Origin of the sequence: Streptomyces sp. H27-C3, from assembly GCF_030063415.1 — a bacterium.
GTDB lineage: Bacteria > Actinomycetota > Actinomycetes > Streptomycetales > Streptomycetaceae > Streptomyces.
Genome location: NZ_JASITA010000004.1, coordinates 73,750 through 98,342, shown reverse-complemented (window position 1 = coordinate 98,342; position 24,593 = coordinate 73,750). Strand labels below are relative to the sequence as shown.

24 protein-coding genes, 2 tRNA genes and 1 pseudogene are annotated in these 24,593 nt (G+C 71.6%); 11 read left to right on the top strand and 16 right to left on the bottom strand.

What is annotated here, in order from left to right:
• Positions 1-56: 56 nt before the first annotated feature.
• The 3 genes and pseudogenes from QMK30_RS05285 (at position 57) to QMK30_RS38695 (ending at position 1,367) form a co-directional block, all read left to right on the top strand.
• A complete protein-coding gene (locus QMK30_RS05285; protein ID WP_283515966.1) occupies positions 57-647 on the top strand; it encodes a lytic polysaccharide monooxygenase auxiliary activity family 9 protein in 591 nt (196 codons plus the stop codon).
• Positions 648-673: 26 nt separating this feature from the next.
• A pseudogene (locus QMK30_RS05280) lies at positions 674-856 on the top strand (acyl-CoA synthetase); the annotation flags it as partial.
• 43 nt (positions 857-899) lie between these two features.
• Positions 900-1,367 carry a sensor domain-containing protein gene (locus QMK30_RS38695; RefSeq protein ID WP_502963074.1) on the top strand — a complete coding sequence of 156 codons (468 nt, stop codon included), beginning with the start codon at positions 900-902 and terminating at the stop codon, positions 1,365-1,367.
• Here the strand turns inward: QMK30_RS38695 and QMK30_RS05270 are convergent.
• From QMK30_RS05270 to ehuB, 6 genes are all read right to left on the bottom strand, one after another.
• Positions 1,329-1,402, bottom strand: a tRNA-Lys gene (locus QMK30_RS05270). The genes QMK30_RS38695 and QMK30_RS05270 overlap by 39 nt on opposite strands.
• Positions 1,403-1,458: 56 nt before the next feature.
• On the bottom strand, positions 1,459-2,217 hold the full coding sequence (locus QMK30_RS05265) for an IclR family transcriptional regulator domain-containing protein (protein WP_283516113.1): 759 nt from the start codon (positions 2,215-2,217) through the stop codon (positions 1,459-1,461).
• Between the two features lie 170 nt (positions 2,218-2,387).
• A complete protein-coding gene (ehuA, locus tag QMK30_RS05260) occupies positions 2,388-3,212 on the bottom strand; it encodes an ectoine/hydroxyectoine ABC transporter ATP-binding protein EhuA (protein ID WP_283515965.1) in 825 nt (274 codons plus the stop codon).
• Positions 3,202-3,852 carry an ectoine/hydroxyectoine ABC transporter permease subunit EhuD gene (gene ehuD, locus QMK30_RS05255; RefSeq protein WP_283515964.1) on the bottom strand — a complete coding sequence of 217 codons (651 nt, stop codon included), beginning with the start codon at positions 3,850-3,852 and terminating at the stop codon, positions 3,202-3,204. Before ehuD ends, ehuA begins: the two co-directional genes overlap by 11 nt.
• A complete protein-coding gene (gene ehuC / locus QMK30_RS05250) occupies positions 3,852-4,592 on the bottom strand; it encodes an ectoine/hydroxyectoine ABC transporter permease subunit EhuC (protein ID WP_283515963.1) in 741 nt (246 codons plus the stop codon). Before ehuC ends, ehuD begins: the two co-directional genes overlap by 1 nt.
• Entirely contained in the window at positions 4,589-5,512 is a 924-nt protein-coding gene (gene ehuB / locus QMK30_RS05245; RefSeq protein ID WP_502963067.1) for an ectoine/hydroxyectoine ABC transporter substrate-binding protein EhuB, read from the bottom strand. The genes ehuC and ehuB overlap by 4 nt, the downstream gene beginning before the upstream one ends.
• 150 nt (positions 5,513-5,662) lie before the next feature.
• On the opposite strand from ehuB, the gene QMK30_RS05240 reads away from it, so the two are divergent.
• Positions 5,663-6,175: a DUF3830 family protein gene (locus QMK30_RS05240; RefSeq protein WP_283515961.1), complete on the top strand. Its 513-nt coding sequence runs from the start codon at positions 5,663-5,665 to the stop codon at positions 6,173-6,175.
• Here QMK30_RS05240 and QMK30_RS05235 read toward each other — a convergent pair.
• Both QMK30_RS05235 and QMK30_RS05230 read right to left on the bottom strand, forming a co-directional pair.
• Positions 6,150-7,559 (bottom strand): amidase, encoded by a 1,410-nt coding sequence (locus QMK30_RS05235; protein WP_283515960.1) that lies wholly within the window; start codon positions 7,557-7,559, stop codon positions 6,150-6,152. The genes QMK30_RS05240 and QMK30_RS05235 overlap by 26 nt on opposite strands.
• Positions 7,552-8,502: a D-2-hydroxyacid dehydrogenase gene (locus QMK30_RS05230; protein WP_283515959.1), complete on the bottom strand. Its 951-nt coding sequence runs from the start codon at positions 8,500-8,502 to the stop codon at positions 7,552-7,554. The genes QMK30_RS05235 and QMK30_RS05230 overlap by 8 nt, the downstream gene beginning before the upstream one ends.
• A gap of 98 nt (positions 8,503-8,600) precedes the next feature.
• Between QMK30_RS05230 and QMK30_RS05225 the strand changes: the two genes are divergently transcribed.
• The 3 genes from QMK30_RS05225 to QMK30_RS05215 all read left to right on the top strand — a co-directional run bounded on the left by QMK30_RS05225 (position 8,601) and on the right by QMK30_RS05215 (position 11,299).
• Positions 8,601-9,428 carry a maleate cis-trans isomerase family protein gene (locus QMK30_RS05225; protein ID WP_283515958.1) on the top strand — a complete coding sequence of 276 codons (828 nt, stop codon included), beginning with the start codon at positions 8,601-8,603 and terminating at the stop codon, positions 9,426-9,428.
• The gene (locus tag QMK30_RS05220; RefSeq protein ID WP_283515957.1) at positions 9,425-10,144 is read left to right on the top strand and encodes a maleate cis-trans isomerase family protein; all 720 of its coding nucleotides are present in this window, start codon (positions 9,425-9,427) and stop codon (positions 10,142-10,144) included. Before QMK30_RS05225 ends, QMK30_RS05220 begins: the two co-directional genes overlap by 4 nt.
• An 84-nt stretch (positions 10,145-10,228) precedes the next feature.
• Positions 10,229-11,299, top strand: coding sequence for an LLM class flavin-dependent oxidoreductase (locus tag QMK30_RS05215; protein ID WP_283515956.1), 1,071 nt, complete (start codon positions 10,229-10,231; stop codon positions 11,297-11,299).
• A gap of 57 nt (positions 11,300-11,356) precedes the next feature.
• Here QMK30_RS05215 and QMK30_RS05210 read toward each other — a convergent pair whose 3' ends face one another.
• Positions 11,357-13,171: a putative bifunctional diguanylate cyclase/phosphodiesterase gene (locus QMK30_RS05210; protein ID WP_283515955.1), complete on the bottom strand. Its 1,815-nt coding sequence runs from the start codon at positions 13,169-13,171 to the stop codon at positions 11,357-11,359.
• Positions 13,172-13,486: 315 nt separating this feature from the next.
• Between QMK30_RS05210 and QMK30_RS05205 the strand changes: the two genes are divergently transcribed.
• Positions 13,487-14,767: a M6 family metalloprotease domain-containing protein gene (locus tag QMK30_RS05205; protein WP_283515954.1), complete on the top strand. Its 1,281-nt coding sequence runs from the start codon at positions 13,487-13,489 to the stop codon at positions 14,765-14,767.
• Positions 14,768-14,843: 76 nt separating this feature from the next.
• Here the strand turns inward: QMK30_RS05205 and QMK30_RS05200 are convergent.
• The 6 genes from QMK30_RS05200 to QMK30_RS05175 all read right to left on the bottom strand — a co-directional run bounded on the left by QMK30_RS05200 (position 14,844) and on the right by QMK30_RS05175 (position 20,509).
• A tRNA-Lys gene (locus QMK30_RS05200) sits at positions 14,844-14,917 on the bottom strand.
• On the bottom strand, positions 14,908-15,600 hold the full coding sequence (locus tag QMK30_RS05195; protein ID WP_283515953.1) for a hypothetical protein: 693 nt from the start codon (positions 15,598-15,600) through the stop codon (positions 14,908-14,910). Before QMK30_RS05195 ends, QMK30_RS05200 begins: the two co-directional genes overlap by 10 nt.
• A gap of 214 nt (positions 15,601-15,814) precedes the next feature.
• The gene (locus tag QMK30_RS05190; protein ID WP_283515952.1) at positions 15,815-16,156 is read right to left on the bottom strand and encodes a DUF8844 domain-containing protein; all 342 of its coding nucleotides are present in this window, start codon (positions 16,154-16,156) and stop codon (positions 15,815-15,817) included.
• 158 nt (positions 16,157-16,314) lie between these two features.
• Entirely contained in the window at positions 16,315-17,673 is a 1,359-nt protein-coding gene (locus QMK30_RS05185) for an AAA domain-containing protein (RefSeq protein ID WP_283516112.1), read from the bottom strand.
• The gene (locus QMK30_RS05180; RefSeq protein WP_283515951.1) at positions 17,673-19,262 is read right to left on the bottom strand and encodes a hypothetical protein; all 1,590 of its coding nucleotides are present in this window, start codon (positions 19,260-19,262) and stop codon (positions 17,673-17,675) included. The genes QMK30_RS05185 and QMK30_RS05180 overlap by 1 nt, the downstream gene beginning before the upstream one ends.
• Positions 19,253-20,509, bottom strand: a complete 1,257-nt coding sequence (locus QMK30_RS05175) for a hypothetical protein (RefSeq protein ID WP_502963066.1) — start codon at positions 20,507-20,509, stop codon at positions 19,253-19,255. The genes QMK30_RS05180 and QMK30_RS05175 overlap by 10 nt, the downstream gene beginning before the upstream one ends.
• Positions 20,510-20,860: 351 nt before the next feature.
• Between QMK30_RS05175 and QMK30_RS05170 the strand changes: the two genes are divergently transcribed.
• On the top strand, positions 20,861-21,457 hold the full coding sequence (locus tag QMK30_RS05170) for a histidine phosphatase family protein (protein WP_283515950.1): 597 nt from the start codon (positions 20,861-20,863) through the stop codon (positions 21,455-21,457).
• Between the two features lie 70 nt (positions 21,458-21,527).
• On the opposite strand, the gene QMK30_RS05165 is transcribed toward QMK30_RS05170, so the two are convergent.
• Positions 21,528-22,907 carry an NsdA family TPR-like regulatory protein gene (locus QMK30_RS05165; protein ID WP_502963065.1) on the bottom strand — a complete coding sequence of 460 codons (1,380 nt, stop codon included), beginning with the start codon at positions 22,905-22,907 and terminating at the stop codon, positions 21,528-21,530.
• A 280-nt stretch (positions 22,908-23,187) separates the two neighbouring features.
• Between QMK30_RS05165 and QMK30_RS05160 the strand changes: the two genes are divergently transcribed.
• Together QMK30_RS05160 and QMK30_RS05155 are read left to right on the top strand one after the other, a co-directional pair.
• A complete protein-coding gene (locus QMK30_RS05160) occupies positions 23,188-23,685 on the top strand; it encodes a hypothetical protein (protein ID WP_283516110.1) in 498 nt (165 codons plus the stop codon).
• A 15-nt stretch (positions 23,686-23,700) separates the two neighbouring features.
• On the top strand, positions 23,701-24,570 hold the full coding sequence (locus tag QMK30_RS05155) for a spermidine synthase (protein ID WP_283515948.1): 870 nt from the start codon (positions 23,701-23,703) through the stop codon (positions 24,568-24,570).
• Positions 24,571-24,593 lie beyond the last annotated feature (23 nt).

Below are 24,593 nucleotides of genomic sequence, written 5' to 3'. Positions count from 1 at the left end.
GCACAACACGCGCGCAGCACAGCTCACGGAACTGCCCCCACGTTCAGGAGCCCAGCATGCGAATCAAGATAGGTGCGGCCGTGGTCGGCCTCGCGGTAGCCGGTGTGTCCTTCCTCGCCACCGGCAGCGCAACCAGCCATGGCTACACCGATTCACCCATCAGCCGGCAGAAGCTCTGTGCCAACGGCACAGTGACCGGCTGCGGCAACATCCAATGGGAACCGCAGAGCGTCGAGGGCCCCAAGGGGTTCCCCGGCGCCGGACCCGCCGACGGCAAGATCTGCTCCGGCGGAAACGGTACGTTCGCCCAGCTCGACGACCCGCGCAACGGAGCCTGGCCCGCCACCAAGCTCACCGCCGGGCAGGGCTACGGCTTCCGCTGGCAGTTCACCGCCCGTCATGCGACGAGCGACTTCCGCTACTACATCACCAAGAACGGATGGGACTCCAAGAAGCCGCTCACCCGCGCGGCCCTGGAATCGCAGCCGTTCATGACCGTGCCGTACGGGAACCAGCAGCCGCCGGCCACGCTGACCCACCAGGGCACGATCCCCACCCAGAAGAGCGGGCGGCACATCATCCTGGCCGTCTGGAACGTCGCGGACACGACCAACGCCTTCTACGCGTGCTCGGACGTTCAGTTCTGACGGTGTGTCAACCATGGTGCGGCGCCATGGAGAGCGCAGGCACCGTCGCGGAGCTCGTACAGCGCCAATGGGGCGACCACCGGCCGGGGGTGAGGTCCGAGGACCTCACCCTCAGCCACCACCTGGTGGCCGCCGGCGCTGCCGCGCGGGCCGCGCTTCTCGTGGAGCTGCTGCCGCGGGGCGCCGAGCCGCACGTCGCTGTGCTGCTCGTACCTGTTCGGCAGTGCGCTCACCGGACTCCCGGCGCTGCTGGTGCTGTTCGTGCTCGCCGTGTTCTCGCTGGCGCTCGCCGGGCTGCCTCTGCCGCTGCTCGCGGGGCTGCCGCTGGCCGCCGTCGAGCGGCGTCGGCTGCTGTTCGTCGACCGTGACCCCGCAGCCGATCCGCACCGCACCCCCGCCGAGCCCGGCCTCGGCGCCTGGGCGCGGCTGCGGCTGCGGGAGCAGGCGACTTGGCGCGAGCTCGCGTACGCCCTGCTGCACGCCTTCGTGCTGTGGCCGCTCGACCTGCTGGCCGTGGCGGTCACCGTGGGCCTGCCCGTCATGATGATGGCCGCACGGAGAGACCCACCGCAGGGTCCTCGCGGTCCTCGCCTATCTGCGGGCGTGAGACCCGGGGCGGGCACACCGGCCCGGGGCGGGTATGCGAAAGACCCCACGCTCTCGCGTGGGGCCTTTCGTCGGTGCGCCGTCAGGGACTCGAACCCCGGACCCGCTGATTAAGAGTCAGCTGCTCTAACCAACTGAGCTAACGGCGCGCGACTCGTAAATAGTACCTGGTCCCAGGGGGTGGTTTCGACCGCCTTCGGTCGCCTCAGAGCGCCAGCGAGAGGACCACGGGCGCCGCCCTGCGGTTGAGGGTGGCCGCCGCCGCCCGCAGCCGGTGGGCGTGCTCGACCGGCAGGGAAAGGGCCAGGCAGCCCACCGTGGACCCGGCCGTCAGCGGCACGGCCGCGCAGACCGTGCCCACCGCGTACTCCTGGAGGTCGAGCATCGGCACCGTCGCGGGCTGGCTGTCCAGGGCGGAGAACAGCACGCGCTCGTTGGTGATCGTCCTGGAGGTGAGCCGGGCCGTCTTGTGCCGGGAGACATGGTCGCGGCGGCCGTTCTGGTCGAGCTGGGTCAGCAGGCACTTGCCGATCGCGCTGGCGTGCGCCGCGGACCTGAAGTCGACCCACTCGTTCACCGCGGGGGTCAGCGGGCCGTCGGCGATCTCGGTGACCCGGATCTCGCCGTCGATGTAGCGGCTGATGTAGATCGCCGCGCCCACCGAGTCGCGAAGGTGGTCGAGGGTCTGCCGGAGCTTCCCCTGGAGCGCCTCGCGGCGGGTGGCGCCCGAGCCGAGCAGCACCAGGGAGTCGCCGACGACGTACGCGCCGCCGGTGACCTGCTCGACGTACCCCTCGCGGCGGAGCATCAGCAGCAGGGACGACAGGTGGGCGGTGGGGAGCCCGGTCTCACGGGTGATCTGCGCATCGGAGACACCACCCCCGTGCTTGGAGACGGTCTCCAGCACACGCAGGGCGTACTGCACCGAGTGGAACGGCGCGGTGGGCTCCGGCTTCAGCGCCACGGTTTCCCCCCAGCAGGTTGTGACCGCTTGCATCCCCTCCACGATAGCCGCCAAGGCGCGCCTCAGGGGCCGGTGTTGACAAGGTTGGTGGCGCGCCCCGTGCCCGTAAGCTGGGGCGCGCCACCCTGGCATATGCCAGAGGCAGAGTTACCGATCAGTGGGTCGGGGGATCAGAGCACCGCGCTCAGGAACTCGCGGGTGCGCTCGTGGTCCGGGTCGCTGAAGATCTTCTCCGGCGGCCCCGACTCGATGACGCGGCCCGCGTCGAACATCAGCACGTCGTCCGAGATGTCCCGGGCGAAATTCATCTCGTGGGTGACGCACAGCATCGTGATGTCGGTGGTGTGCGCGATGTCCCGCAGTACGTCGAGCACGCCGGTCACCAGCTCGGGGTCGAGCGCCGACGTGACCTCGTCGAGCAGCAGCACCTGTGGGCGCATGGCGAGCGCGCGGGCGATCGCCACGCGCTGCTGCTGACCGCCGGAGAGCTGGGAGGGGTAGGAGTCGACCCGGTCCCCGAGCCCGACCAGGTCGAGCAGCCCCTTTGCCCGCTCCACGGCCTCGTCCTCGGACAGTCCCAGGACGTGCACCGGGGCCTCGGTGATGTTGCGCAGGACCTTCATGTTGGGGAAGAGGTTGAACTGCTGGAACACCATGCCGATGTTCTTGCGGACCTCTCGCACGTGCTTCTCGCCGGCCGGCACGAGCTTGCCGTCCTTCTCCTCGTGCGTGAGGTACTGGCCGCCGACCTTGATGTGGCCCTCGTCCGGCTTCAGCAGCGTCATCAGCAGCCGCAGGATCGTGGTCTTGCCCGATCCGGAAGGGCCGATCAGGGTCACGTGCTTGCCGGAGGAGACCGTGAAGTCCAGTGAGTCCAGCACGGTGTTGGTGCCGAAGCGCTTGGTGACCTTGTCGAAGCGGATCAGCTCACTGCCGTCCGCCGCGGGGTTGGCCGTCTCTTTCGACGTGTTCGGGGGATTGCTGTCAGCGGACAAGGCGACGCTCCAGTGCTCGCATGAGAAGGGATGCCGGGTAGGAGATGACGATGAAGGCGACACCGACGACGGTGAAGACCTCGACCGTCAGGAAGGTCTCGGAGGCGAACTGGCGCGCCTCGCCGAGCATTTCCATCACTCCGATCACAAAGATCATCGGAGTGTCCTTGAGCATCGCGATGACGTAGTTGCCGAGCGCCGGGATGACGCGGCGGATCGCCTGCGGCAGGATGACCGCGCCCCAGGTGCGGATCCGCGGCAGGCTGAGCGCGGTGGCCGCCTCCCACTGTCCGGCGGGGACGCCGTCGATACCGGCCCGGTAGACCTCGGCGGTGTACGTCGAGTAGTGCAGGCCGAGGCCGATGACGCCGGTGACCATCGCGCTGAGCGTGATGCCCCACTCCGGCAGGACGTAATAGAGGAAGAACAGCTGCACCAGCAGCGGGGTGTTGCGCACGAACTCGGTGAGGATGTTCACCGGCCAGCGCACCACCGCCAGGCTGGAGCGCTGCGCCATCGCCCACACCAGGCCGAGCGTGAACGCGACCAGCGCGCCCAGCACCAGAGCCTGCAGGGTGACGAGCAGACCGTCGAAGAACCTCGGCATGAAATCGCCGACCGCGGACCAGTCCCATGCCATCAGGCGTCACCTCCCGCGCTGATCGAGGTCTCGTTCTGACGGCGGATGCCGAGCTTGCGGGTGAGGCCGCCGGTCTTCTCGGGCCGTTGGCCGATGCCGGCCTTCGCCTGGCGCTCCAGGACGCGCATGCCGCGGGTGAGGACGAAGGCGAGCACGAAGTACATGACCAGGATGATCGTGTAGACGGGCGCGCTCTGGCCGGTCGCGTTGCGCACCAGCGAGGCGGCGAAGGCGATGTCGCCGACACCCATGATCGAGACCAGGGCGGTGCCCTTGAGCAGCTCGATCAGGAGGTTGTTGAAGGGCGGGATCATCTCGGGCCAGGCCTGCGGCAGGATGATCTTCCGCAGCTGCTGCGCGGGGGTGAAGCTCAGCGCGACCCCCGCCTCGCGCTGGGCGGGCGCCACCGCGTTGATGCCGCCGCGCACGACCTCCGAGCCGTACGCGCCGTAGGTGAGCCCCAGGGCCAGCACGGCGGCCCACATGGGTACGAGCTGCCAGCCGAAGCCCAGCGGCAGCACGAAGAAGATCCAGAACATCAGAATCAGCGCGGACGTACCGCGGAAAATCTCGAAGTAGGCACCGGACAGAAAGCGCACGATCCACAGCCGGTGGGCGCGGGCGAGGCCGATGAAGAAGGCCACCGCCGCGGCGAGGGCGGCGCTGAGCACGGTCAGCTGGACCGTGATCCATACGCCTTTGAGGAGGAGTTCCCACAAACCAGCGCTGATTTCGCTCATGGCTTGCACTTCTCCTTGGCCGTGATGGTCGTCATCTGGTCCTTCCCGAATCCGAAGGGCCGCATGATCTCCAGCAGTTCACCGCTTTTCTTCAGCTTGTGCAGCTCACGGTTGAACGCGTCGCGGAGGTTGCTCTCCGGGGTGCGGAACGCGAAGGCGCCGACGTCAATGACGGGCTTGCCGTCGACCATGGGCGTGACCTCGTCGGTCGCCTCCGCCTTCGAGGTCTCGGTCTCCTCCACGACATTGCGCACGGTGACCGCCGTGCCGACGAAGACGTCGACGCGGCCCTGCTCGACGGCGAGCAGGCCCGCGAGCTGGTCGGGCAGGGTCGTCACGTTCTTGACCCCGGCCTCCTCGGCGTACGCGATCTCCGCGTAGCCCACGCCGGTCGCCATCCTCGCCCCGGACTCGGCGATGTCCTTGTAGGTGCGGAGGTTCTTGGGGTTCCCCTTGGGTACGAGGAACGCGTCGAGCATCTGGTACTCGGGATCGGCGAAAATTACCTGCTCGCAGCGCTCGGGATTGATGTACATCCCGGCGGCGACCACATCGAACTGGAGCGAATTCAAGCCGGTGATCAGTGAACCGAACTCGGTGGCGAACGGCTGTACGTTCTCGACCCCGAGCGCCTTGAAGATGCGCTTGGCGATGGTCGGGGCGGAGCCCGTCATCTCGCCGTCCTTGCCGATGTAGCTGTAGGGCTGCTCGCCCGCCAGCCCCAGCCGCACGGTCTTCTTCGCGCGCAACTGGTCCAGCAGCGTTCCCCCGTCCCCTATGTCGGCGGTGGCCACCCGGCTGCACGCGCTCGTCGCACCCATGGCGCCGACGGCGCCGAGCGCCGCAGCTCCTGCGAGCAGCGAGCGGCGCCGTAGCCCGCGACCTGTGCTTCTTGGATTGTTCCCCTGTGGTGGAGCCATGGGCGCGCTACTACCCGAGGCGGGTAAAGGTATGCCGATCATTTCCGGCCCCGGACCGCGCAATGGGGACACAACGGTACGTACCCGATGAGGTGTTGCGTCGATACCGGGGTGCCCTAACGTGCAGGAACAGGACTGTGAGGAGAGCGCATGAATGACCGCTTCATCGAAGTCTCGCTCGACAAGCGCGGTGTGCGCTGCACCGCGAAACTCCTCGACGACCGCGCGCCGCTGACCTGCGCGGCGGTGTGGGAGGCGCTCCCGCTGGGCGGGGACGTGTACCACGCGAAGTACGCGCGCAACGAGATCTACGCGCTGCTGGCGCCCTTCGCCGCACAGGAGCCGCCGCTGGAGAATCCGACCGTCACCCCCATTCCCGGCGACCTCTGCTATTTCGCCTTCTCCGACACCCAGCTGGGCACCGCGTCGCACGGTTACGGGCCGAAGGCCGCCCTCAAGGACGGCCACGGCGTCGTCGACCTCGCGCTCTTCTACGAACGCAATAATCTGCTGCTCAACGGCGATACGGGCTGGGTCCCCGGCATCGTCTGGGGCACCGTCGTCGACGGCCTCGACCGGATGGCCGAGGCCTGCCAGGACCTCTGGCGCTCGGGGGCACTGGGCGAGACCCTCAGCTTCAGGCGGGCCGGCGAATCTCCGTGACCCCGCTCCCGTAGAGCGCGTGCGCCGCGCGCAGCACCAGCACGTCCCGGTGGCGCGCGGCCACCAGCTGCACCCCGATCGGCAGCCCGTCCACATCCGTGCCGCAAGGCACGGTCGCGGCGGGCTGCTGGGTCAGATTGAAGGGGTACGTGAACGGGGTCCACCCCGTCCACCGCCGGTGCCCCGACCCCCTCGGCACCTCGACGCCCGCCTCGAAGGCGGTGATCGGCAGGGTCGGGGTGATCAGCAGGTCGTACGTCGAGTGGAAGCGGCCCATGCGCCGGCCCAGATCCATCCGGGCGTCCACGGCCGCGAGGTAGTCCAGCGCGCTGAGCCGGGCCCCCGCCTCGCACACCTCGCGCAGCCCCGGGTCGAGCAGCTCCCGCTGCTCGGGGCCGAAGTCCTGCACCAGCCGGGCGGCGCCGCTGAACCACAGCGCGTGGAAGGCCTCCACCGGGTCGGCGCCGTGCTCGATTCCCATGGCGGGATCGGCCTCCTCGACGTACGCCCCGAGGTCGGCCAGCTTCTCCACGGCCCGGCGCACCGCCGCCGCAACCTCGGGCCGCACCGCGACCTGCCCGCCGAACGACGCAGAGTACGCCACCCGCAGCCCCTTGACCCCGCCGTCCAACGCCCCGCTGAGACTCTCGCCGGGGCCCAGCTGCGACCAGTCGCGCCAGTCCGCGCCGCTGATGACATCCATCAGCAGCGCCGCGTCCGCCGCGTCCCTGGTCATCGGGCCCGCGTGCGCGAGCGTGCCGAAGGGGCTGGACGGGTAGAGCGGCACCCGCCCGTACGTCGGCTTCAGCGCGAAGATGCCGCAGAAGGAGGCCGGGATGCGCACCGAGCCGCCGCCGTCCGTGCCGAGCGAGAGCGGGCCCGCGCCGAGCGCCACGGCCGCCGCGCTGCCGCCGCTGGAGCCGCCCGCCGTGCGCGCGGGGGCGTGCGGATTGCGGGTCACGCCGGCCGCCGGGGAGTCGGTGACGCCCTTCCAGCCGAACTCGGGCGTGGTCGTCTTGCCGAGGAGGACCGCGCCGTGCTCACGCAGCCGCGCCACCGCGGGCGCGTCCTCGTCCCACGGCCCCTCGGTACGCACGGTCCTGGAGCCCCGCAGGGTCGGGCCGCCGCGCATCAGGAAGATGTCCTTCACCGAAACCGGCACCCCGTCGAGCAGCCCCTGCGGCTCCTTCGCACGCCAGCGCCCCGCGGCGGCCTCCGCCTGCGCCAGCGCCTCCTCGGTGTCCACCCGGACGAAGGCGTTGACCAGCGGCTCGACCGCCTCGATCCGGTCCAGCGCGGCGCGGGTCGCGTCGACGGGGGTGAACTCGCCCTTCTCGTAACCTGCCAGGAGTTGGCGGGCGGTCAATGCGCTCAGTTCAGTCATGCGTGGGGACGTACCCACGTTTCTTGTCGACCACGTTCGGCAGGGGGCTTCCGGCCGCCCACAACTCGTACAGCTCAACGAATTGCGTGCCCAGCTGGTCGCGCCAGCCGACGATGTCCCCGCTCATGTGCGGGGAGACGATCAGGCCGGGAACATCCCACAGCGGGCTCTGCGGCGGCAGCGGTTCCTGGCTGAAGACATCCAGCGCCGCGCCCGCGATCCACCGCTTCGTCAGCGCAGCGACGAGATCGTCCTCGACGACGAGCTGCCCGCGCCCCACATTGATGAACCTGGCCGACGACTGCATGACGTCGAAGACCGCCGAGTTGAACATGCCGCGGGTGGAGTCCGTCAGCGGTGCCGCGCACACCACCCAGTCGGCGCGTGCGAGCAGTGCGGGTAGCTCGTCGGTGCCGTGCACGCCGGGGCGAGCGGTGCGCCCGACCAGCGCGGTGGTGATACCGAGCGCCGTCAGCAACCGGGCGCTCTCCCGGCCGATCGGCCCGGAGCCGACGACCACCGCGCGGCTGCCCGCCACCCGTACCGTCTCGCGGTGCCGCCAGCGCCGCTGACGCTGGAGTTCCAGGCTGCCGGGAAAGTCCTTGGCCATGGCCAGGACCAGCCCCGCCACGTACTCAGCGATGGGCAGCTCGAAGATCCCACGGGCGTTGGTCACCACCGTGTCGGAGGCCACCAGCTCGGGGCACAGGAGATGGTCCACACCCGCGCTGGCGGTGTGCACCCAGCGCGGTCTCGGGCCGTCCCCGGGCCACGCGCGACACACCGCGTCCGAGGTGAAGTCCCAGACCAGAAGCACGTCTGCCCGCGGTAGTTGACTCGCGAGCGTCCGCTCGTCACCGTGCAGGATGTGGGCCCGTCCGGCCAGCCGGCCGAGACGTGGCGGTGGATCGGCGTCCAGGACGAGAAGAGTTGCTTCAGACATGGAGTGGAAACCGTTTCGCAACGTCTGAGATGTACGGATTGACCACGCTCGCACCAGAAACTAACGTCGTCAATACCCGCACCTCCTAGGGGGTCGCATTGGACATCTCTTTCCTGGGCGGACCGAGGCCACAACGTGGAGTAGGCGTTGTGGCCCCTTTCGACTTCGCACTCGACCGGGAATTGTGGCGCTGGACCCCGGACGGGGTTTCGCTGCATCTCACCCGTACCCCCTTCGTGCCCGTCGAGGTCAGTCTTGACCTCGCCAGGCTGGTCAGCGAACACGAGACGCTGCGCGATGCGGTACGGGCACTGATCGCGGTTGCCCCCGAAGTCGTCGCCTACGCCTGCACATCGGGAAGTTTCGTCGGCGGTGTCGCCGGGGAGCGTGCCATGTGCGAGGCCATGTCTCAGGCCGGGGAACTTCCCTCGGTCACCACATCGGGAGCGTTGCTCGACGCACTCGGAGAGATCGGTGCCCGGCGCATCGCGCTGGTCACGCCCTACACGGAATCGGTGACCAGCTCCCTGGAGGAGTACCTGGCGGAGGCCGGAATCACGGTGACGGGACGGGCTTTTCTCGGCCTTACCCGGCACATCTGGAAAGTCCCCTACCGGGACGTGGTGGACATGGCACGCCAGGCGGTTGTGGGAGCCGCCGACTGCCTGTTCATCAGCTGTACCAATCTTCCGACGTACGACGTGATCCCTCAGCTGGAGGCGGAACTGCGCATGCCGGTGATTTCGGCGAATCAGGTCACCATGTGGTCGGCGCTGCGGCGAATCGGTTCGCATGCCGTCGGTCCGTACCAGCGACTGTTGTTCGAACGCACGGCGCCGGTCGAAACGGATCCCCAGGAACAGCCCCGCGCGCAATCACCGGTGCAGGCGCAGGGGCAGCCCGAAGGACAGGAAGGGTGGGCATGACAGCGGTCGGACTTCTCTATCCCGGACACTCCGCGGAGGACGATTACCCGCGCATCGAAATGCTCCTCGACAGCGATGTGAGACTGCCCCTGGTCCACACCGACATCGGCGAGGACGCGCATCGCCTCGACGCCCTGATCGAGATGGGCTCGGCACCCCGTCTCGCGGCCGGGGTCGAGGAGCTGCGGCTGGCGGGCGCGGAGGCGGTGGTCTGGGCCTGTACGAGCGGGAGCTTCGTCCTCGGCTGGGACGGCGCCCACGAGCAGGTGCGCACGCTGGCGCTGACGGCGGGCCTGCCGGCGTCCAGTACGTCCTTCGCCTTCGCCCACGCCGTACGGGAGCTGGGCGCCACCCGGGTCGCGATCGCGGCGACCTACCCGCAGGACGTGGCGGCGTACTTCACCGACTTCCTCAAGTCCTCGGACATCGAGGTGGTCGCGGCGCGGGGCAGCGGCATCATCACCGCCGCCGAGGTGGGCACCTGGGGCCGGGACGAGGTAATGGCGCTGGCCCGCGCGGGCGACCATCCTGACGCGGAGGTGGTGCTGCTGCCCGACACGGCGCTGCACACCGCCCAGCACATCCCGGAGCTGGAGGAAGTGCTCGGCAAACCGGTACTCACCGCGAACCAGGTGACGGTGTGGGAGGGACTGCGGCTGGTGGAGCGGCGAGTGCGGGGACCGAAACTCGGCACGCTGTTCTCCCGGCGGGCCTGAGGCCCACCCGGAAGGAAGGGAATAACCGGAGAGTCCCTCCTGTTCGGTCTGGTGTTGTACGTACCGAACTAGGAGGGGCCAGCGGTGAACGCGATTCGAGGCACGGCGAGCGGAAGCGCGCCCGTACCCCTGTCCGTACTCGATCTCGCGACGGTCGGCAGTGGGCACACGGCGACCGAGGCGCTGCGCACCAGCGTCGACATCGCCAAGCTCGCGGAAAACCGCGGCTTCCATCGCTACTGGGTCGCCGAGCACCACTCGATGCCCGGCGTCGCCAGCTCGTCCCCGGCGGTGATCCTGGCCCACCTCGCCGCCCACACCGAGCGCATCAGGCTCGGCTCGGGTGGTGTCATGCTGCCCAATCACGCGCCGCTGGTCATCGCCGAGCAGTTCGGCACGCTGGAGGCGCTCGCGCCCGGCCGCATCGACCTGGGTCTCGGGCGCGCGCCCGGCACGGACGGCGGGACGGCGGCGGCGCTGCGGCGCAGCGACCGGCTGCGCGAGGGCGCGGACGACTTCCCGCAGCAGCTCGCCGAGCTGACGCGATTCCTCGACGACGACTTCCCCGACGGCCACCCGTACTCCCGCATCCACGCGGTGCCCGGACCCGTCCAGGGCCCGCCGGGACGCCCGTCGGTGTGGCTGCTCGGCTCCTCCGGCTTCAGCGCGCGCCTGGCCGGGTCGCTCGGCCTGCCGTTCGCCTTCGCCCATCACTTCTCGGCGCAGAACACGATCCCGGCGCTCGACCTCTACCGCGAGTCCTTCCGCCCGTCCGCGGTCCTCGACGCCCCGTACGCCGTCATCGGCGTCTCGGCGCTGGCGACCGAGGACAAGAAGGAGGCCCGCCGCCAGGTCCTCACCGGAGCCCTGTCGATGCTCCGGCTGCGCACCGGGAACCCGGGGCTGATTCCCACCCCGGAGGAGGCGGAGGCGTACGAATTCAGCGCGATGGAGCGGGACTTCGTCGACAGCTGGCTGGGCAACGTCATCCACGGCACGCCCGACGAGGTGCGTGCCGGGCTCGACGACCTGACCAAGCGGACCGGTGCGGACGAGCTGATGATCACGGCCAACGCGCACGGGGGCGAGGCGCGGCTGCGGAGCTATGAGCTGATCGCGGACGGGTATGGGTTGCCGGTGGGTGCGGCGGGCTGAGCCGCTGCGCGGGGCTTGTCCCCGCGCGGCGGCACCCGCGCCCTCGCGCCCCGCCCCCTACATCCGCAGAGCCATCGCTTCGATCATCTCCGCGATCCGCTCCGGCGCCACCGCCCGTGAGTACAGCCACCCCTGCCCCGTGTCGCACCCGATCCGCCGCAGCCGGGCCGCCTGCCCGGACGTCTCCACGCACTCCGCGGTGACGGTGAGCCCCAGTCGGTGTGCGAGTTGGACCATCGCTTCGACGATCATCTCGTCGGCCGGGTTGGGATGCGCGCCCTCGTCGTACCGGAAGCCGCGTACGAACGAGCCGTCCAGCTTCAGCACGGACACCGGCAACCGGCTCAGATAGGCGAGGTTGGAGTACCCGGTCCCAAAGTCGTCGATGGCGATGTGGACGCCCATGTCGCTCAGCGCCTGCAGGGCCTCCAGCGGGCGGCCCGCCGAGCCCATCACCGCCGACTCGGTGAGCTCCAGCTGAAGCAGCTCCGGCGCGAGCCCCGTCTCGGCGAGGATCGCCGCGACGTCGGCGACCAGGTCGGAGTCCCAGACCTGGCGTACCGCCACATTGACGCTGACGAACAGCGCCGGCGCCTCGGGGTGCTCGGTCTGCCACTGCCTGGCCTGCCGGCAGGCGGTACGCAGGACCCACCGGCCGAGCTGGACGATCGAGCCGTCCTCCTCGGCGATGGAGATGAACCGATTCGGCCCGAGCATGCCGAACTGCGGGTGTGCCCAGCGGACCAGCGCCTCCACGCCTCGCACCCGGCCGCCCTCCAGGTCGACGAGCGGCTGGTACTCCAGCGTGAACTCCCCGCGCTCGACGGCCGGCCGCAGTGTGCTGGACAGCGCCTGACGGGTCATCCGGTTCGCGTTGCGCTCCGGGTCGAAGAGCGTCCAGCGCGCCCGGCCGTCCTCCTTCGCCCAGAACAACGTCGTGTCCGCCGCCTGCATCAGACCGGTCGCCGTGGTGCCGGCGGCCGCCCGCTCGACGACCCCGATGGACGCGGAGACCGAGAGCCGCTGACCGGCCAGGTCGAAGGGGAGCTGGAGCGCGGTCAGTACGGCCTGGGCGAGATCGGCGAGCTGTTCGGTGCCGGTGGAGTCCTCGACGAGCAGGGCGAATTCGTCGCCGCCGAGCCGGGCGACCAGGTGGACGCCGCTGCTGGCGTGGCCGTACTGGTCGGCGCACCGGGACAGCCGGGAGGCCACGGCGGTCAGCAGCCGGTCGCCGACCGGGTGGCCGAGGGTGTCGTTGACCGCCTTGAAGCCGTCGAGGTCCAGATAGCAGAGCCCGACCCGGCCCGTGCCCCCGTTGTCGTACGTCGAATTCTCCAGCGCCGACGTCAGCCGCTCGAAGAAGAGCGTGCGGTTGGGCAGACGGGTCACCGGGTCGTGCATCCGCAGGTGGCGCAGCCGGGCCTGGAGCTCGCGCCGGTCGCTGATGTCCGAGACCAGGAGCAGCGCACTGCTGCTGTCCGCCATGGGCGTGAGGGTGACCTCGGCCCACCGGGACCGCCCGTCGGGGTGCTTGAGCCTGCGGGTGCAGCGGAAGCGGGCGCGCCGGCCGGCGAGGACCTCCCGATAGGCGCGCAGGCTGCGGGCGTCGGCGTTGAGGTCCACCAGATCGGCCGCGTCCCGGTCGTGCAGCAGAGCGGGCTCGGTGCCGAAGAGGTCGGCGAGCGAGTGGTTGGCTGAGACGACGAGACCCTCGCGGTCGATGAGGGCCATCGCGGGCCGTGCGGCCTGGAAGGCGGCCCGGTAGTCACGCAGTTCGGACGCGGTACGACCGACCGGCAGTGCATGACGCTCAGTGACGGCCGGGCAGAGTGTGTCGGGGACTGATCCCGGCCCTTCGGAGGTTCGGCTCACTGCTCGCTCCCGCAGTGCATTGACGCGTACAGGTTTCGTCAGGTGGTCGGCCGGTGGAGGGCCGCCGTACGGGGGACGGGCTCCACGCAGGAAAGTGTGCCGATCATAGAGGCTGGCGCCTCGGCCGATCCAGCTACGCCGCCGCGGGACCGGGTGGCGCACGCCCACGGACGATCGTTTCTGCACGGGTGTGCCTTGAGGTGTTCCATTGTGACCATTTGTGACTTCCCGTGATCTCGCCGGAGTGTCGGCCGGTCACCCGAGTGGGGCAGTGGAACAGGGCGTTTATTACCAGATCGGCACAAGGTGGGTGGGGTGTCCCGCATTCCGCACCCGGAGGTCGATGTGGATCGTCAGCTGACACCCGGGGGAGTCGACCGGCCCCGCCTGCGCCTGCGCAGTACGGCGGCCGTGCTCACCTCCCTCACGGCGCTCGCCGCCACCTCGCTCGCCGCGGGGCCCGCGGTGGCCGCCAGGGCGGGCGTGCCCTGCATGCTGCCCCGCACCCCCGCGCACCACTCACTCGGGCTGGACACCTGGAACGTGTCCTACCCCCGCCCCGAACGCGACCTCGACGCCGTCATGATCTTCCTTTCGTTTCCGGACTCGCCACCGACGATCCGTACGGACGAGCTCGCTGCCGACCACTTCCCGGCCACCAGCCGCTTCTTCGAGCGTGCCTCGTACGGGAAGTTCACCCTGCGCCCGCACCCGCAGCGCGAGTGGGTGCAGATGCCGGAGACCTCCACCGCGTACGGGATACAGCGCGACTGGAGCGCGGAGCGGCGCTCCGCCTATCTGCGCGACGCGGTCGCCGCCTCCGACGGCCGGGTGGACTTCTCGAAGTACGACGTCGTCTATTTCGTCGCAGACCCGGACGCGCCGGGCGTCGACTCCGACGCGACCAAGGTGGTCAACTTCGACCGGCCGCTGCGCGCCGACGGCCGGGACATCAGGCGCATCGTCACGGTCTTCGAGCAGCACCCGCCGGACCGCAATGTGCTGGCGCACGAGACCGGCCACGTCTTCGACCTGCCGGACCTCTACCACCGGCCGGTGGACGGCAAGGGCGACTGGGACACGCACGTCGGGGACTGGGACGTGATGGGCAGCCAGTTCGGGCTCGCTCCCGAACTCTTCGGCTGGCACAAGTGGAAGCTGGGCTGGCTGGACCGGCGGCAGGTGGCATGCGTGTCGGACGCGGGCGGGACCCTGCTCACCCTGGACCCGCTGGCGACCGCCCCGGTGCGGGCGGGTGCGGGCGGGACCCGGCTCGCGGTCGTCAGGACCGGGGACGGCAGCGCGATCGCCGTCGAGGCGCGGGGCGCGGCCGGCAACGACCGGTCCACCTGCACGGAGGGCGTGCTCATCTACCGGGTGCGCAACGAGACGGCATCGGGCGGCGGGCCGATCGAGGTGGTGGACGCCCACCCGGACACCGAGGCGTGCTGGGGCAGCTCCGTCTACCCGCCGCTGGCGGACGCGCCGCTGGGGGTCGGGGAGACGTTCACCGTGCCGGGGGACGGGACGCGGGTGGAAGTGGCGGACCGTACGCCGTCGGGCGCCTGGACGGTGCGGATCACGCCGGGCGCCTGACCGGCCGCGATCCGGCCCGGAGCCCGCTCGGGCAACGAAAAGGCCCCCCGCTTTCGCGAGGGGCTTTTCCCGTCGGTGCGCCGTCAGGGACTCGAACCCCGGACCCGCTGATTAAGAGTCAGCTGCTCTAACCAACTGAGCTAACGGCGCCTGGTGACGTCGTAGACCTTAGCATCCTGATCGGCGGGAGGAAAAATCGATAGCCGCGCGGTGGGGACCGGCCCGGACCTGGCCGCCCGTACGCAGGCCCAGAGCATCACCTCGGGCCCCGGCAGCCACGGATGCCGGACGTCGGGGGCGACCACCCAGCGCGGCCCCGAGGTGGCGGAGGGGGTGGGCGGGGAGGTGAGCGGGGGGACGGTCACGGCGTCGCCCGTGCCGTGGCACAGCATCGGCGGTACGGGGCTCTCGCCGCTCGCGGTGCCCCACTCCTCCCAGTTCAGCAGCGAAGGCAGCCGCTGGGCGGTGCCGGGGCAGGCGAAGAGCAGCATCCGGCCGCGGTGGATGGCGACGGGGCCCGAACCGGGGCCCTCGGTCCATAACCGGTCGAGCATCCGGCGGCCGAAGATGGTGGGCACGTTCACCACGTCGAAGACGGAGCCGCAGGGCAGGACGCCGGGGGCGGCGGGCCGAGTGTCCCAGAGCGAGAGCGTGGAGCGGGGGTAGACGGCGGCGGAAGCGAGCCAGGCGGCGCCCGCGGCGGTGACCTGCGCGGTGTGCGGGGGCCCCTGGTCCCGCAGGAGGCTGAAGATGTCCGCCTCTTCGGCGCGGTGGTCTTCACTGCCGGGAGAGCGGCCGGACAGGGGCGCGGTGTCTCGCTTCCATGCGGTCATGACTCAGGTGTACCGGGAGTGACGATTCTGTTTCTGACGGTTGGCGGAAATCAGGACAGGACGGGGCGGCGGGGAGTATCTTGCGGTCCGGCATATGCCAAGAGCGAAGCCGGGTCGCCCCATCTGCCCCATGCGGCACGCCCGCCCCCGGGGGCTGGGCGGGACACCGGACTCGCGCCGGGGGCGGGGTGGTGCCCCTGCGGACGCCCCCGCCTCAGCGCGGCGGCGCGTTGCGCAGCAGGTCACGGCCGAACTCCACCATCTTCTGCGCGTAGTCCTCGGTCCACTGCGCCCGCTCGGCGATGTCCGCCGCCGACAGCCGGTCGAACCGCTTGGGGTCGGCGAGCTGCGCCGCCGCGACCGCCTGGAACTCCACGGCGCGGTCGGTGGCCGCCCGGAACGCCAGCGCCAGCTCCGTGGCGCGCTCCAGCAGCTCTCCGGGATCCTCCGTCGACTCCAGATCGAAGAAGTGCTCGGGATCGGTGGCCGCCTCCGAAGGCTCGAAGAGCAGTGGTGCGGGGCGCAGCCGCCGCTCGGTGCGCTCGGGTTCCGCCATGTGTCGTTCCTCCCTCTTACAAGCCACCAGGGCTCGATGGCCACCCTCCATTGTCCGGGTCGGTGCAAGTGCGCCTCAGGGCCGGTAGGAGACCCGGGGTCTCGCGAGGCGGGCCGGTCGGACGCCCTCCGGCGCTCCGGGGCGTCCGGCGTTCGTGGTCACGGGGTCCACGCGACCCGGTGCTCCGACAGATGGGCCAGCACCGCGTGGTTCGCCTCCCAGCCGTCCGGGAATTTCACCGTCACGCCCAACTGGACCGGCTCCGTCGACGGGTGTTCGTCGAGGAGGTCCGCGACGCCCTCGCGGCACACCACGATGCACGCGTGGCGGTGGCGTGAGGTCAGGACGCACAGGCGGCCCGTCTCCAGGTGGAACGCCGTCGCGTCGGGCCGCCCCGACAGCGGATGCAGCACCACCGTCACGTCGAACTCGCGGCCCTGGAGCCGGTTCGCGGTGTCGACGGCGACGCCCGTGACGCCCAGTTCCGCCAGCGCCGCCCGGACCGCCGCCGCCTGGTCGCGGTGGGCCGTGCCGACCGCGACGCGGTCCGCCGTCAGCGGGACCGGGTCCTCGGAGCGCTCGCTGACCGCCGCGCCGCCGCGGTCCAGCAGGCGGCGTACGACCTGGGCGATCGCCCGGACCGCCTCCGGGTCCGTGCGCGGGGTGTGCCGGGCGGGCAGCTCAAGCAGGCCCCAGCCCGCCTCGGCCGCCTCGTCGAGCACCCGGTCGGCGCCGGAGCCGTCGGACGGGACGCCGAAGGACAGCCGCCGGTCCCCGTGGCCCGTACCGCTGCGGAAAGGCGTGTACGGGTAGAACGCGTCGGAGACCAGGGGCGCCGCGGACGCCGGGAGGCGCCAGGAGACGGGCAGGCGGTGCTGCGGGAGCTCCGGGTTGTGCGCGAGGAGCGTGGAGACCGCGCTGGCCGAAGGGTCGTACGACAAGCCGGCCCACTGGTCGGCGCCGACGATGGAGAACGGGTCGAGCTGGCCCGGGTCGCCGACGAACAGCGCGCGCTGGAAGAGCCCGGCGACGGCGAGCAGCGCGTCCGAACGCATCTGGTACGCCTCGTCGACGATCGCGTGCGTCCACGGCTCGACACTCTTGACGTGCGCCCACTTCGCGGCCGTGGAGATGACGATGTCCAGCCCCGCCAGATCGGCGGCCTTCGCGGACTTGCGTACGTTCGCCAGGTCGTCGAGTGCCTTGTCGTACGGGTTGGTGTCGTTGCTGTGCAGTCGGCCGACCGGCAGCTCGGGTTCCTTCTCGGCGAGCCGCATGACCAGGTCGTCCACCTGCGCGTTGGTCTGCGCGATCACCATCAACGGGGAGCCCGCCGCGGCCAGTTCGAGCGCGGCGCGCACCACCAGCGTCGACTTGCCCGCGCCGGGCGGTGAGTCCACCACGACACCGCGGTGCGCGCCGTGCAGCGTGTCGTGCAGGATCGCCGCGGTCGCGCGGCCGGCCGCGGCGCCGGGATCGAAGGCCGCGGCGGCGGACCCGGCGGGGGCGGGGCGGATCACAGCAGGTCCTCCGGGGTCACGGGGTCGGGGCTTTCGGCGCTCGTGGTGGGCGGGCCGCCGTGGGTCCACGGGGTTTCCTCCGGGTCCGGCAACTGCGGCCCGCCGCGCTGGTCGTGCTCGAAGAGGGTCCAGCACACCTGCTCGCCCTTCTCCGGCACGGACCCGGGCGCAGGCTCCTTGCCGCGGCCCATCTTGTCCGTCACACGCAGCACCAGGACGCCCGTCTCCTCCTCGCACCGTACGAACTCGGCGCTCTGCGCCTTGCCGTCCAGCGAGCGGTAGACCTTGACGCGCCCGGCGAGGTGCGGTTGGTCGTCGGTGCGGACGGTGAGCAGCGGGCGGGGGCTCGGCCGCTTGCCCTCGCTCATCGCCATCACCACATCGAGAACCTCGCTGGTGAACGCCTCGCCCGCGAGCCGCCGGCCCGCCATCACCAGCGGGTCGTCCAGTGCCTCCTGCGCCTCCAACTGCGCCTGCGCGCTCTCGCGGGACGCCAGCTTCTGCGCGGCGGACACCGCGCCGTCACGGCGGGGCTGCGGCGGCTCACCCGCCCTGACCCGGTCGCGGTGCCCGGTGAACGACCAGCGGTCGCGCGTCCAGCGGTCGGTGGCCCTGGGGCCCTCGGGCAGCGCCCGCACCAGGTCGAGGCCGCGCCACACCGCGTCCCAGGTCGGCAGCGTCTGCCGGGCGAGCAGTGCGCGTATGGCGCCCTCGGCCGCGGTCAGTTCGCCCAGCCGGGCGTCGGCCGCGAGCCCGTCCTCGGCGGCGGCGAGCGCCCTGCGCGCCAGGTCGTAGCGGTCGATGGCGGGGGCCAGGAGCCTGTTGTCGAAGGCCGGGTCGGTGGCCGGCCCGGCCGGCGGGCACTCCAACTGCCCCTGCGCGTCACGCGCAAGCTCCGCACGCAGGGCGCGCTCGGCGCCCGACTCGCCCTCGGGCGGGTCGATCCAGGCGAGCAACGCGCCCAGGTGCTGGTCCTCCAGCTGGGACTGCCCGGTCGCCCAGTGCCGGCCGAGCAGGTCGGTCGCCGACAGCAGGAGCGAGGACCCGGGCACCCGGGCCCGCTCGGCGTAGTGCGTCAGCCAGCGGCCCAGCAGCGGGATGTGCGGGGGCGCGGGATAGGGCGTGTCCGGGTCCTGCTCGGCGGTACGCCGAAAACGCGTCGAGCGCCCGAGCAGGCGTACGTACTCGACACCGGCCCGGCTGGGCACGATCAACTGCGGTGCGTCCGCGCACAGTTCGACCTCGACCTTGACGCGCTTGCCGGTCTCGGGGTCGGTCTCGTTGCGCTCGGCCGTCTCGATGTCGTCGGCGTACCCGTCGAAGTACGGCAGGACGGACTCGGCCAGCTCCGCGAGGAACGCGAAGCGCAGGTCGCGGTCGCGCGGCTGCGCCACCGCGAGCAGCCGGGGTGCCTGCCGGTCGGTGCCGACGAGCGCCCCCAGGGGCGCGCCCGCCTCACCCGCCGTGGTGAGCGGCACGAACACCATGGGGTGCTCGGACAGATGCCGGTGCCGGACGGTGGCCATGGGCTGCGCCCGTCCGGTCCGCACGGCGTCCAGCCGTGCGAGCGTGCCGATCAGCGACATGCGGCGGCCTTCCCGGCGGTGGCCAGTGCCTCGGACCGCAGGTCCGCCGCGCGGCGCAGGGCCACGACGGTCGGATCCAGCGGGTCGCCCGCGGCGCCCTCGGCGGCGGCGAGCACTTCGCCGATCGTGGTCAGGCCGCCGAGGTCGCCGCGCACACCGCGGCCCAGCGCCTCCACGGCGCCCGCCGCGCGTGCCTTCTGGCGGCAGTGGAAGGCCAGCTCGCACGCGGCCAGGCACTCCGGCGCGTACGCCGCGTCGACCGACTCGACGGCCGCGGTCAGCTCCTGCGCAGGGCGCTCCAGGTCGAAGGTGGTGCCTTCGGGGAGCGAGGCGGCGAGATCCTCGATTCGGGTCAGCCGCTCCAGCTGACGCCGGGTCACCGAGCGCTGCTTGCGTACGTCGACGACGCAGGCGGTCGGCAGGTTGGAGAAGTCCTTGGGGCAGACCAGCAGGACCGAGTGACCCACGTCCACGGTGGCGACAGGAGCAGCGGCCGCACTGCTGTGCGCGGCCGTGCGAGCCACCATCGCCGCGACCCGCTCCAGCGCCAGGACGTACACCGCGGCTTGGCGGGCCGCCGCGCCCACCTTCGCCGCGTCGGCCGAGTCGTCGATCATCGGGAAGGACTTGATCTCGACGACCGTCCAGCGCCCGTCGGGGTGCACCACCACCGCGTCCGGCTCCAGATAGGCGGGGGAGCCCGCCACATCCAGGGCCAGCATCGGGTGGTCGAGCAGGGTCCAGGCCCCGGCCGCCGTCGCCTCGCGCAGCGCCAGTGCCGTGCGGGCGGCACGGCCCTCGGGGCCGGCCGCCGTCAGATCCGGAAGGCGCGTCTCACCGGGGGCCGGAGGCTCGCTGCCCGCGCCCATCCGCTCGTACAGCAACTGCATCAGCACCGCGGCGCCGTCCGCCTTGACCTTGGCCTCGAACGCATTGCCCCGCATGAAGGCGAACTGGGACTGGCCGAACGCGGAGGGGGCGCCCAGCGCGGCGGCCAGCGCCGTCTTGTCCACCCCCGCGCCGTCGAGCAGGGCGCGGCGTTTGCAGCCCGGGTTGGCGGCGAGGGCGGCCAGCGCGCGGGCATCGAGCGGCAGCGGCGGGACCGCGGGGCCGCGCAGCTCGGCGAGCCGCTGCCGGAGCGCCGTGGTCGATGTCGCCGGCGTCTTCTGCGCCAGCACCCGCGAAGGTGCGTGCGGGGGTGCCTGCGGAGGTGTTGGCGCGGGTCCGCCGCCCAGGGAATCGCTCACCCGGCGAAGTCTCGCATCCACCACTGACAACGCCACCGACTCCACCGAGAACTACCGAGGATTACCGAGAACTACTGAGAACAGCCGAGAACGACCGGGAGCAGTGGGCTTCGCGGCGCGCGAGCCGAGTACGAACGGCATGGGTGCGGCGATGCCGGGATCGCCCCGGGGGTTGCCCTCGGATCAGGTGCGCGATGATGGTGGGGCGGAGCGATCTGCCCGTAAATGCGCCACCGGCGCGCCACAACGCACCGCCGACGTTCCACAACGCTCCAACGACACACACCGCCTCACGCACAGGCACCACGACACGCACTTCGTGCACCACCGCTACCCCAGGGAGACACCGTCATGGCATCGCGCATCCTGCTGGCCCGGCACGGACAGACCGAGTGGTCGCTGTCCGGGAAGCACACCGGCAGGACCGACATCCCCCTGCTCGACGAGGGCCGCCGCGGCGCCAAGCTGCTCGGCGAGCGGCTGCACCGGGCGCCGTTCGACGGGCTCCCGGACGTCGAGGTGCGCACCAGCCCGCTCGTGCGGGCGAGCGAGACCTGTGAGCTCGCCGGGTTCGGGGAGCGGGCGCAGCCGTGGGACGCGCTGATGGAGTGGGACTACGGCGCGTACGAGGGAATGGCCCCGCCCGAGATCAAGGCGCTGCAGAGCGACTGGTTCATCTGGCGCGACGGGGTGCCGGACGGGGAGACGCTCGCCGAGCTTTCGGCCCGCGCGGACGAGGTCGTCGCCTGGGCGCGGTCGGCCGACCGGGACGTGCTGATCTTCGCCCACGGCCACATCCTGCGTGCGATCGGTGCCCGCTGGCTGGGTGAGGACGTGTCCTTCGCGGCCCGCGTCAAGCTGGACCCGACGTCCCTCTCCGTCCTGGGCTGGGCGTACGACGCCCCCGCGATCGAGCGTTGGAACGACACGGGGCACCTGTCCACCTGACCGACCGGGCCGGACGTGCCCCCGGACGTGCCCCCGGCCGGATACCGGTCGGCCCCGCGCGCCCACCCGGTCAGGCGCTGATCCGCGCCGCCGCGTGGCGGGCCAGGAACGGGGCCACCGAGGGCGACCTGTGGTGGGGGAGCAGCGTGCGGGCCGTGCCGGTGAGCATCGTCTGGACGCGCGAGGACTGGACCTCCGCGAGCAGATCGAGGACCTGGAGCCCCACCGCCGCCGCCTCGTCCGGCGCCCCCGCGTGCGCCAGGTCGTCGGCGAGCTCCGCGCTGTAGAGAGCCAGGTTCCGTACGAAGTGGGGGTCCTGGAGGTCCGCGGCCCGCCGGGCGTGCCGCACCGCGCGGGGCCAGTCGCCCAGCGCCGACCAGCACTGCGCCTCCAGGCCCTCCAGCTCGGCCTCGCCGAAGAAGCTCATCCACTCCGGGTCGGCGTGCGCGGGGCCGCGCGCGAAGAGGGACTGGGCGCGGGCGAGCGCCTGCTCGCAGCCCGCACGGTCACCGGACCCGGCCCAGCCGCCCGCCTCGCGCAGCGTGAGCAGCGAGAGCAGCCGCGGCGATGCCGCCTGCGCCGCCGCCCGCTGCCCCGCCTGGGCCGCCCGCACCGCCTCGCGCGGCCGGCCGGTGTCCCGCGCCAGGAACGCCGAGTTGCTGAACGCGTGCGCCTCCAGCGCCGGGTCGCCGCACACCCGGGCCGTCGCCAGCGCCTCCGTGTAGTGCGAGCGGGCATCGTCGAAGCGGCCCGAGTCGTGCGCGAGCCAGCCCACCGACAGGGCGAGTTCACCGGCGCCGGCGTGCAGCCGCTCGGCCATTGATCTGCGGGCCGTGGTGCCCGTGTCGAGCAGGGCGTACGCGGTGCGCAGCGGCTGCGCGGCCCGTTGGTAGAGGCCGTCGGCGCCGTGCCGGTCGTCGAGCAGCCGGATGGAGCGCACCGCGTCCTCGACGGCGCCGACCTCGGCCTCGCCGATCCGGCGGGGCGATGGCACCGACGCGGACGGGGACGCGGCGAAGGGCCGCCGCAGGTCGTACGTGATCCCGTACGTACTCGGTGTGCCGGAAGCACTCGGCGCACTGCCGAGTCCCAGGGATGCGGCCGCCACCGTGGCGGTGCCGCTCGTCATGAACGCGCGACGCAGCACGTCGCTCTCCTCGTCGCTATGGATCGTGGTGTGCGCCGGGGGCGTGACGCCCTCGACGCGCGCCCCCCTGCCGCGTACCGTTTCGCGGGCCGAGAAGCCCAGGTCCGCCAGCGCGAGGCCGGGGAACATGTGCAGGAAGACCCGTTCGTACGCGTAGTTGGGACAGCGGATCTCGCCGGCCTCGACGCGCCCGATGTACCGGGCGTCGCACGCGACCTGCTCGCCGATCTCCCGCGCCGCCCTGCGTACGGCGGCGGCGAATTCCCCCGGTGAACGCGGCCCTCGCAGTCGGCGGAAGCGCATGTTCGGATCTGTCGACCGACGGTGCGCTGATGGCGACGTCATGGGTCGGCCCTCCCGCAAGGTTCGCGTGCTTCGGCGGAGCAAAAACGTACCGTCTGTGACGACCCATACACACGGAGTTTGCCTACAAAGCGGATATCTCACCCGGGATCTGCCATGAACTGCCATCCTTTGCGGCGGCTTGCCGCCGTAGCTGTTGACAATTCCGCGCGTTGAACCATGTGGAGTGGGAGTCTCGCTCCCACTTGAGCGAGGAGGGGTTCCCTTGTTGGACGCCGGCATGGAGATCAGCGGCTCACGAACGACTGCTCAGCACAGGCCCACGCCCGAGTTCAGCGCCGTCCCCACGGGGTCGTGCGCGGTGGCCGAGCCGGTCGGACCGCCCGGACCGACCTCGATCGGCGTCAACGTCGCGGAGCCGTGCGACCTGGTGACGGTGCCTGTACGACAGGGCCTGGAGGCCGTGGACATCCTGCGCCGCGGTGCCGTCTCCGCCCCCGCGGTCGGCCCCGTCCTGCACGACGGCCCCTGCGACACCCTCGGTTTCCTGGTGCCCCCGGGTACCGCCGACGCCTGGGACCTGCCGGGCAGCGCCTGTACGCAGACCTCCGGGCGCGGTCTGCGGATCTCCGCCGCCGACATCCCGGAGCCGCCGGTTTCCGGTACCGGGTGGCTGCTGCCGCCCACCGACGCGGGCCCGGTCACCGACCCGGCCGCGCTGCGGGCGGCCCTCGGCGAGGCCACCCGGCTCATCGAGGCGGCCGACCGCTGCCGCTGAGCCGATACTGGCCCCGTGGCAAAGAACAAAGGACGGCGCGAACGCGCCGCACCCGAGACCGTCGCCGAGCAGGTCGACGCCGGGCTCGCCGAGCTGATACCCGACCGGGACCGTCCGCGCGGCTGGACGCTGCGGCTCGACGGCGCCCCGCAGTCCCATGTCGACCTCGACGACCCGGCGTACCTCGACTTCGCGTACCAGCGCAGGCTCGGCCATGTCGTCGACCTCACCGCCCCGCCGGGACAGCCGGTCCATGTCCTGCACCTGGGCGGCGGCGCCTTCACGATGGCCCGCTATGTCGCGGCCACCCGCTCCCGCTCGACCCAGCAGATCGTCGAACTGGACGCGGCTCTCGTCCAACTGGTCCGCAAGCACCTCCCGTTGGACACCAACGCCCGCATCCGGGTCCGCTCGGCCGACGCCCGCGCCGGGCTCGGCAGGATCGCGGACGACTGGGCGGACCTGGTGATCGCGGACGTGTTCAGCGGCGCCCGCACCCCGGCCCACCTGACCAGCGCCGAGTTCCTCACCGACGTACGCAGGGCGCTCAAGTCCGGTGGTTTCTACGCCGCCAACCTCGCCGACGGGCCGCCGCTCGCGCATCTGCGCGGCCAGATCGCCACCGCGGCCGCCGTCTTCCCCGAGCTGGCCCTGGCCGCCGACCCGGCGGTGCTGCGCGGCCGGCGCTTCGGCAACGCGGTGCTGCTGGCCTCCGACCGGGCGCTGCCGGTCGCCGACCTGACCCGCCGCATCGCGAGCGACCCGCACCCCGGGCGGGTGGAGCACGGTCGGGAACTGATCGCCTTCGCGGGCGGCGCGGCAGTGGTCACCGACGCGAGGGCCCGGCCGTCGCCCATGCCGCCGGAGTCCGCCTTCAGAAAGTGACGAAACGTCACCGGCGGCTCGGA

Coding starts and splice junctions, on each gene's coding strand:
- QMK30_RS05170 (WP_283515950.1), top strand. CDS start 20,861: ATGGCATCGCGCATCCTGCTGGCCCGGCACGGACAGACCGAGTGGTCG.
- QMK30_RS05195 (WP_283515953.1), bottom strand. CDS start 15,600: ATGACCGCATGGAAGCGAGACACCGCGCCCCTGTCCGGCCGCTCTCCC.
- QMK30_RS05165 (WP_502963065.1), bottom strand. CDS start 22,907: ATGCGCTTCCGCCGACTGCGAGGGCCGCGTTCACCGGGGGAATTCGCC.
- QMK30_RS05190 (WP_283515952.1), bottom strand. CDS start 16,156: ATGGCGGAACCCGAGCGCACCGAGCGGCGGCTGCGCCCCGCACCACTG.
- QMK30_RS05240 (WP_283515961.1), top strand. CDS start 5,663: ATGAATGACCGCTTCATCGAAGTCTCGCTCGACAAGCGCGGTGTGCGC.
- QMK30_RS05285 (WP_283515966.1), top strand. CDS start 57: ATGCGAATCAAGATAGGTGCGGCCGTGGTCGGCCTCGCGGTAGCCGGT.
- ehuD (WP_283515964.1), bottom strand. CDS start 3,852: ATGGCATGGGACTGGTCCGCGGTCGGCGATTTCATGCCGAGGTTCTTC.
- QMK30_RS05230 (WP_283515959.1), bottom strand. CDS start 8,502: ATGTCTGAAGCAACTCTTCTCGTCCTGGACGCCGATCCACCGCCACGT.
- QMK30_RS05235 (WP_283515960.1), bottom strand. CDS start 7,559: ATGACTGAACTGAGCGCATTGACCGCCCGCCAACTCCTGGCAGGTTAC.
- QMK30_RS05160 (WP_283516110.1), top strand. CDS start 23,188: ATGGAGATCAGCGGCTCACGAACGACTGCTCAGCACAGGCCCACGCCC.
- ehuC (WP_283515963.1), bottom strand. CDS start 4,592: ATGAGCGAAATCAGCGCTGGTTTGTGGGAACTCCTCCTCAAAGGCGTA.
- QMK30_RS05220 (WP_283515957.1), top strand. CDS start 9,425: ATGACAGCGGTCGGACTTCTCTATCCCGGACACTCCGCGGAGGACGAT.
- ehuB (WP_502963067.1), bottom strand. CDS start 5,512: ATGGCTCCACCACAGGGGAACAATCCAAGAAGCACAGGTCGCGGGCTA.
- QMK30_RS05180 (WP_283515951.1), bottom strand. CDS start 19,262: ATGTCGCTGATCGGCACGCTCGCACGGCTGGACGCCGTGCGGACCGGA.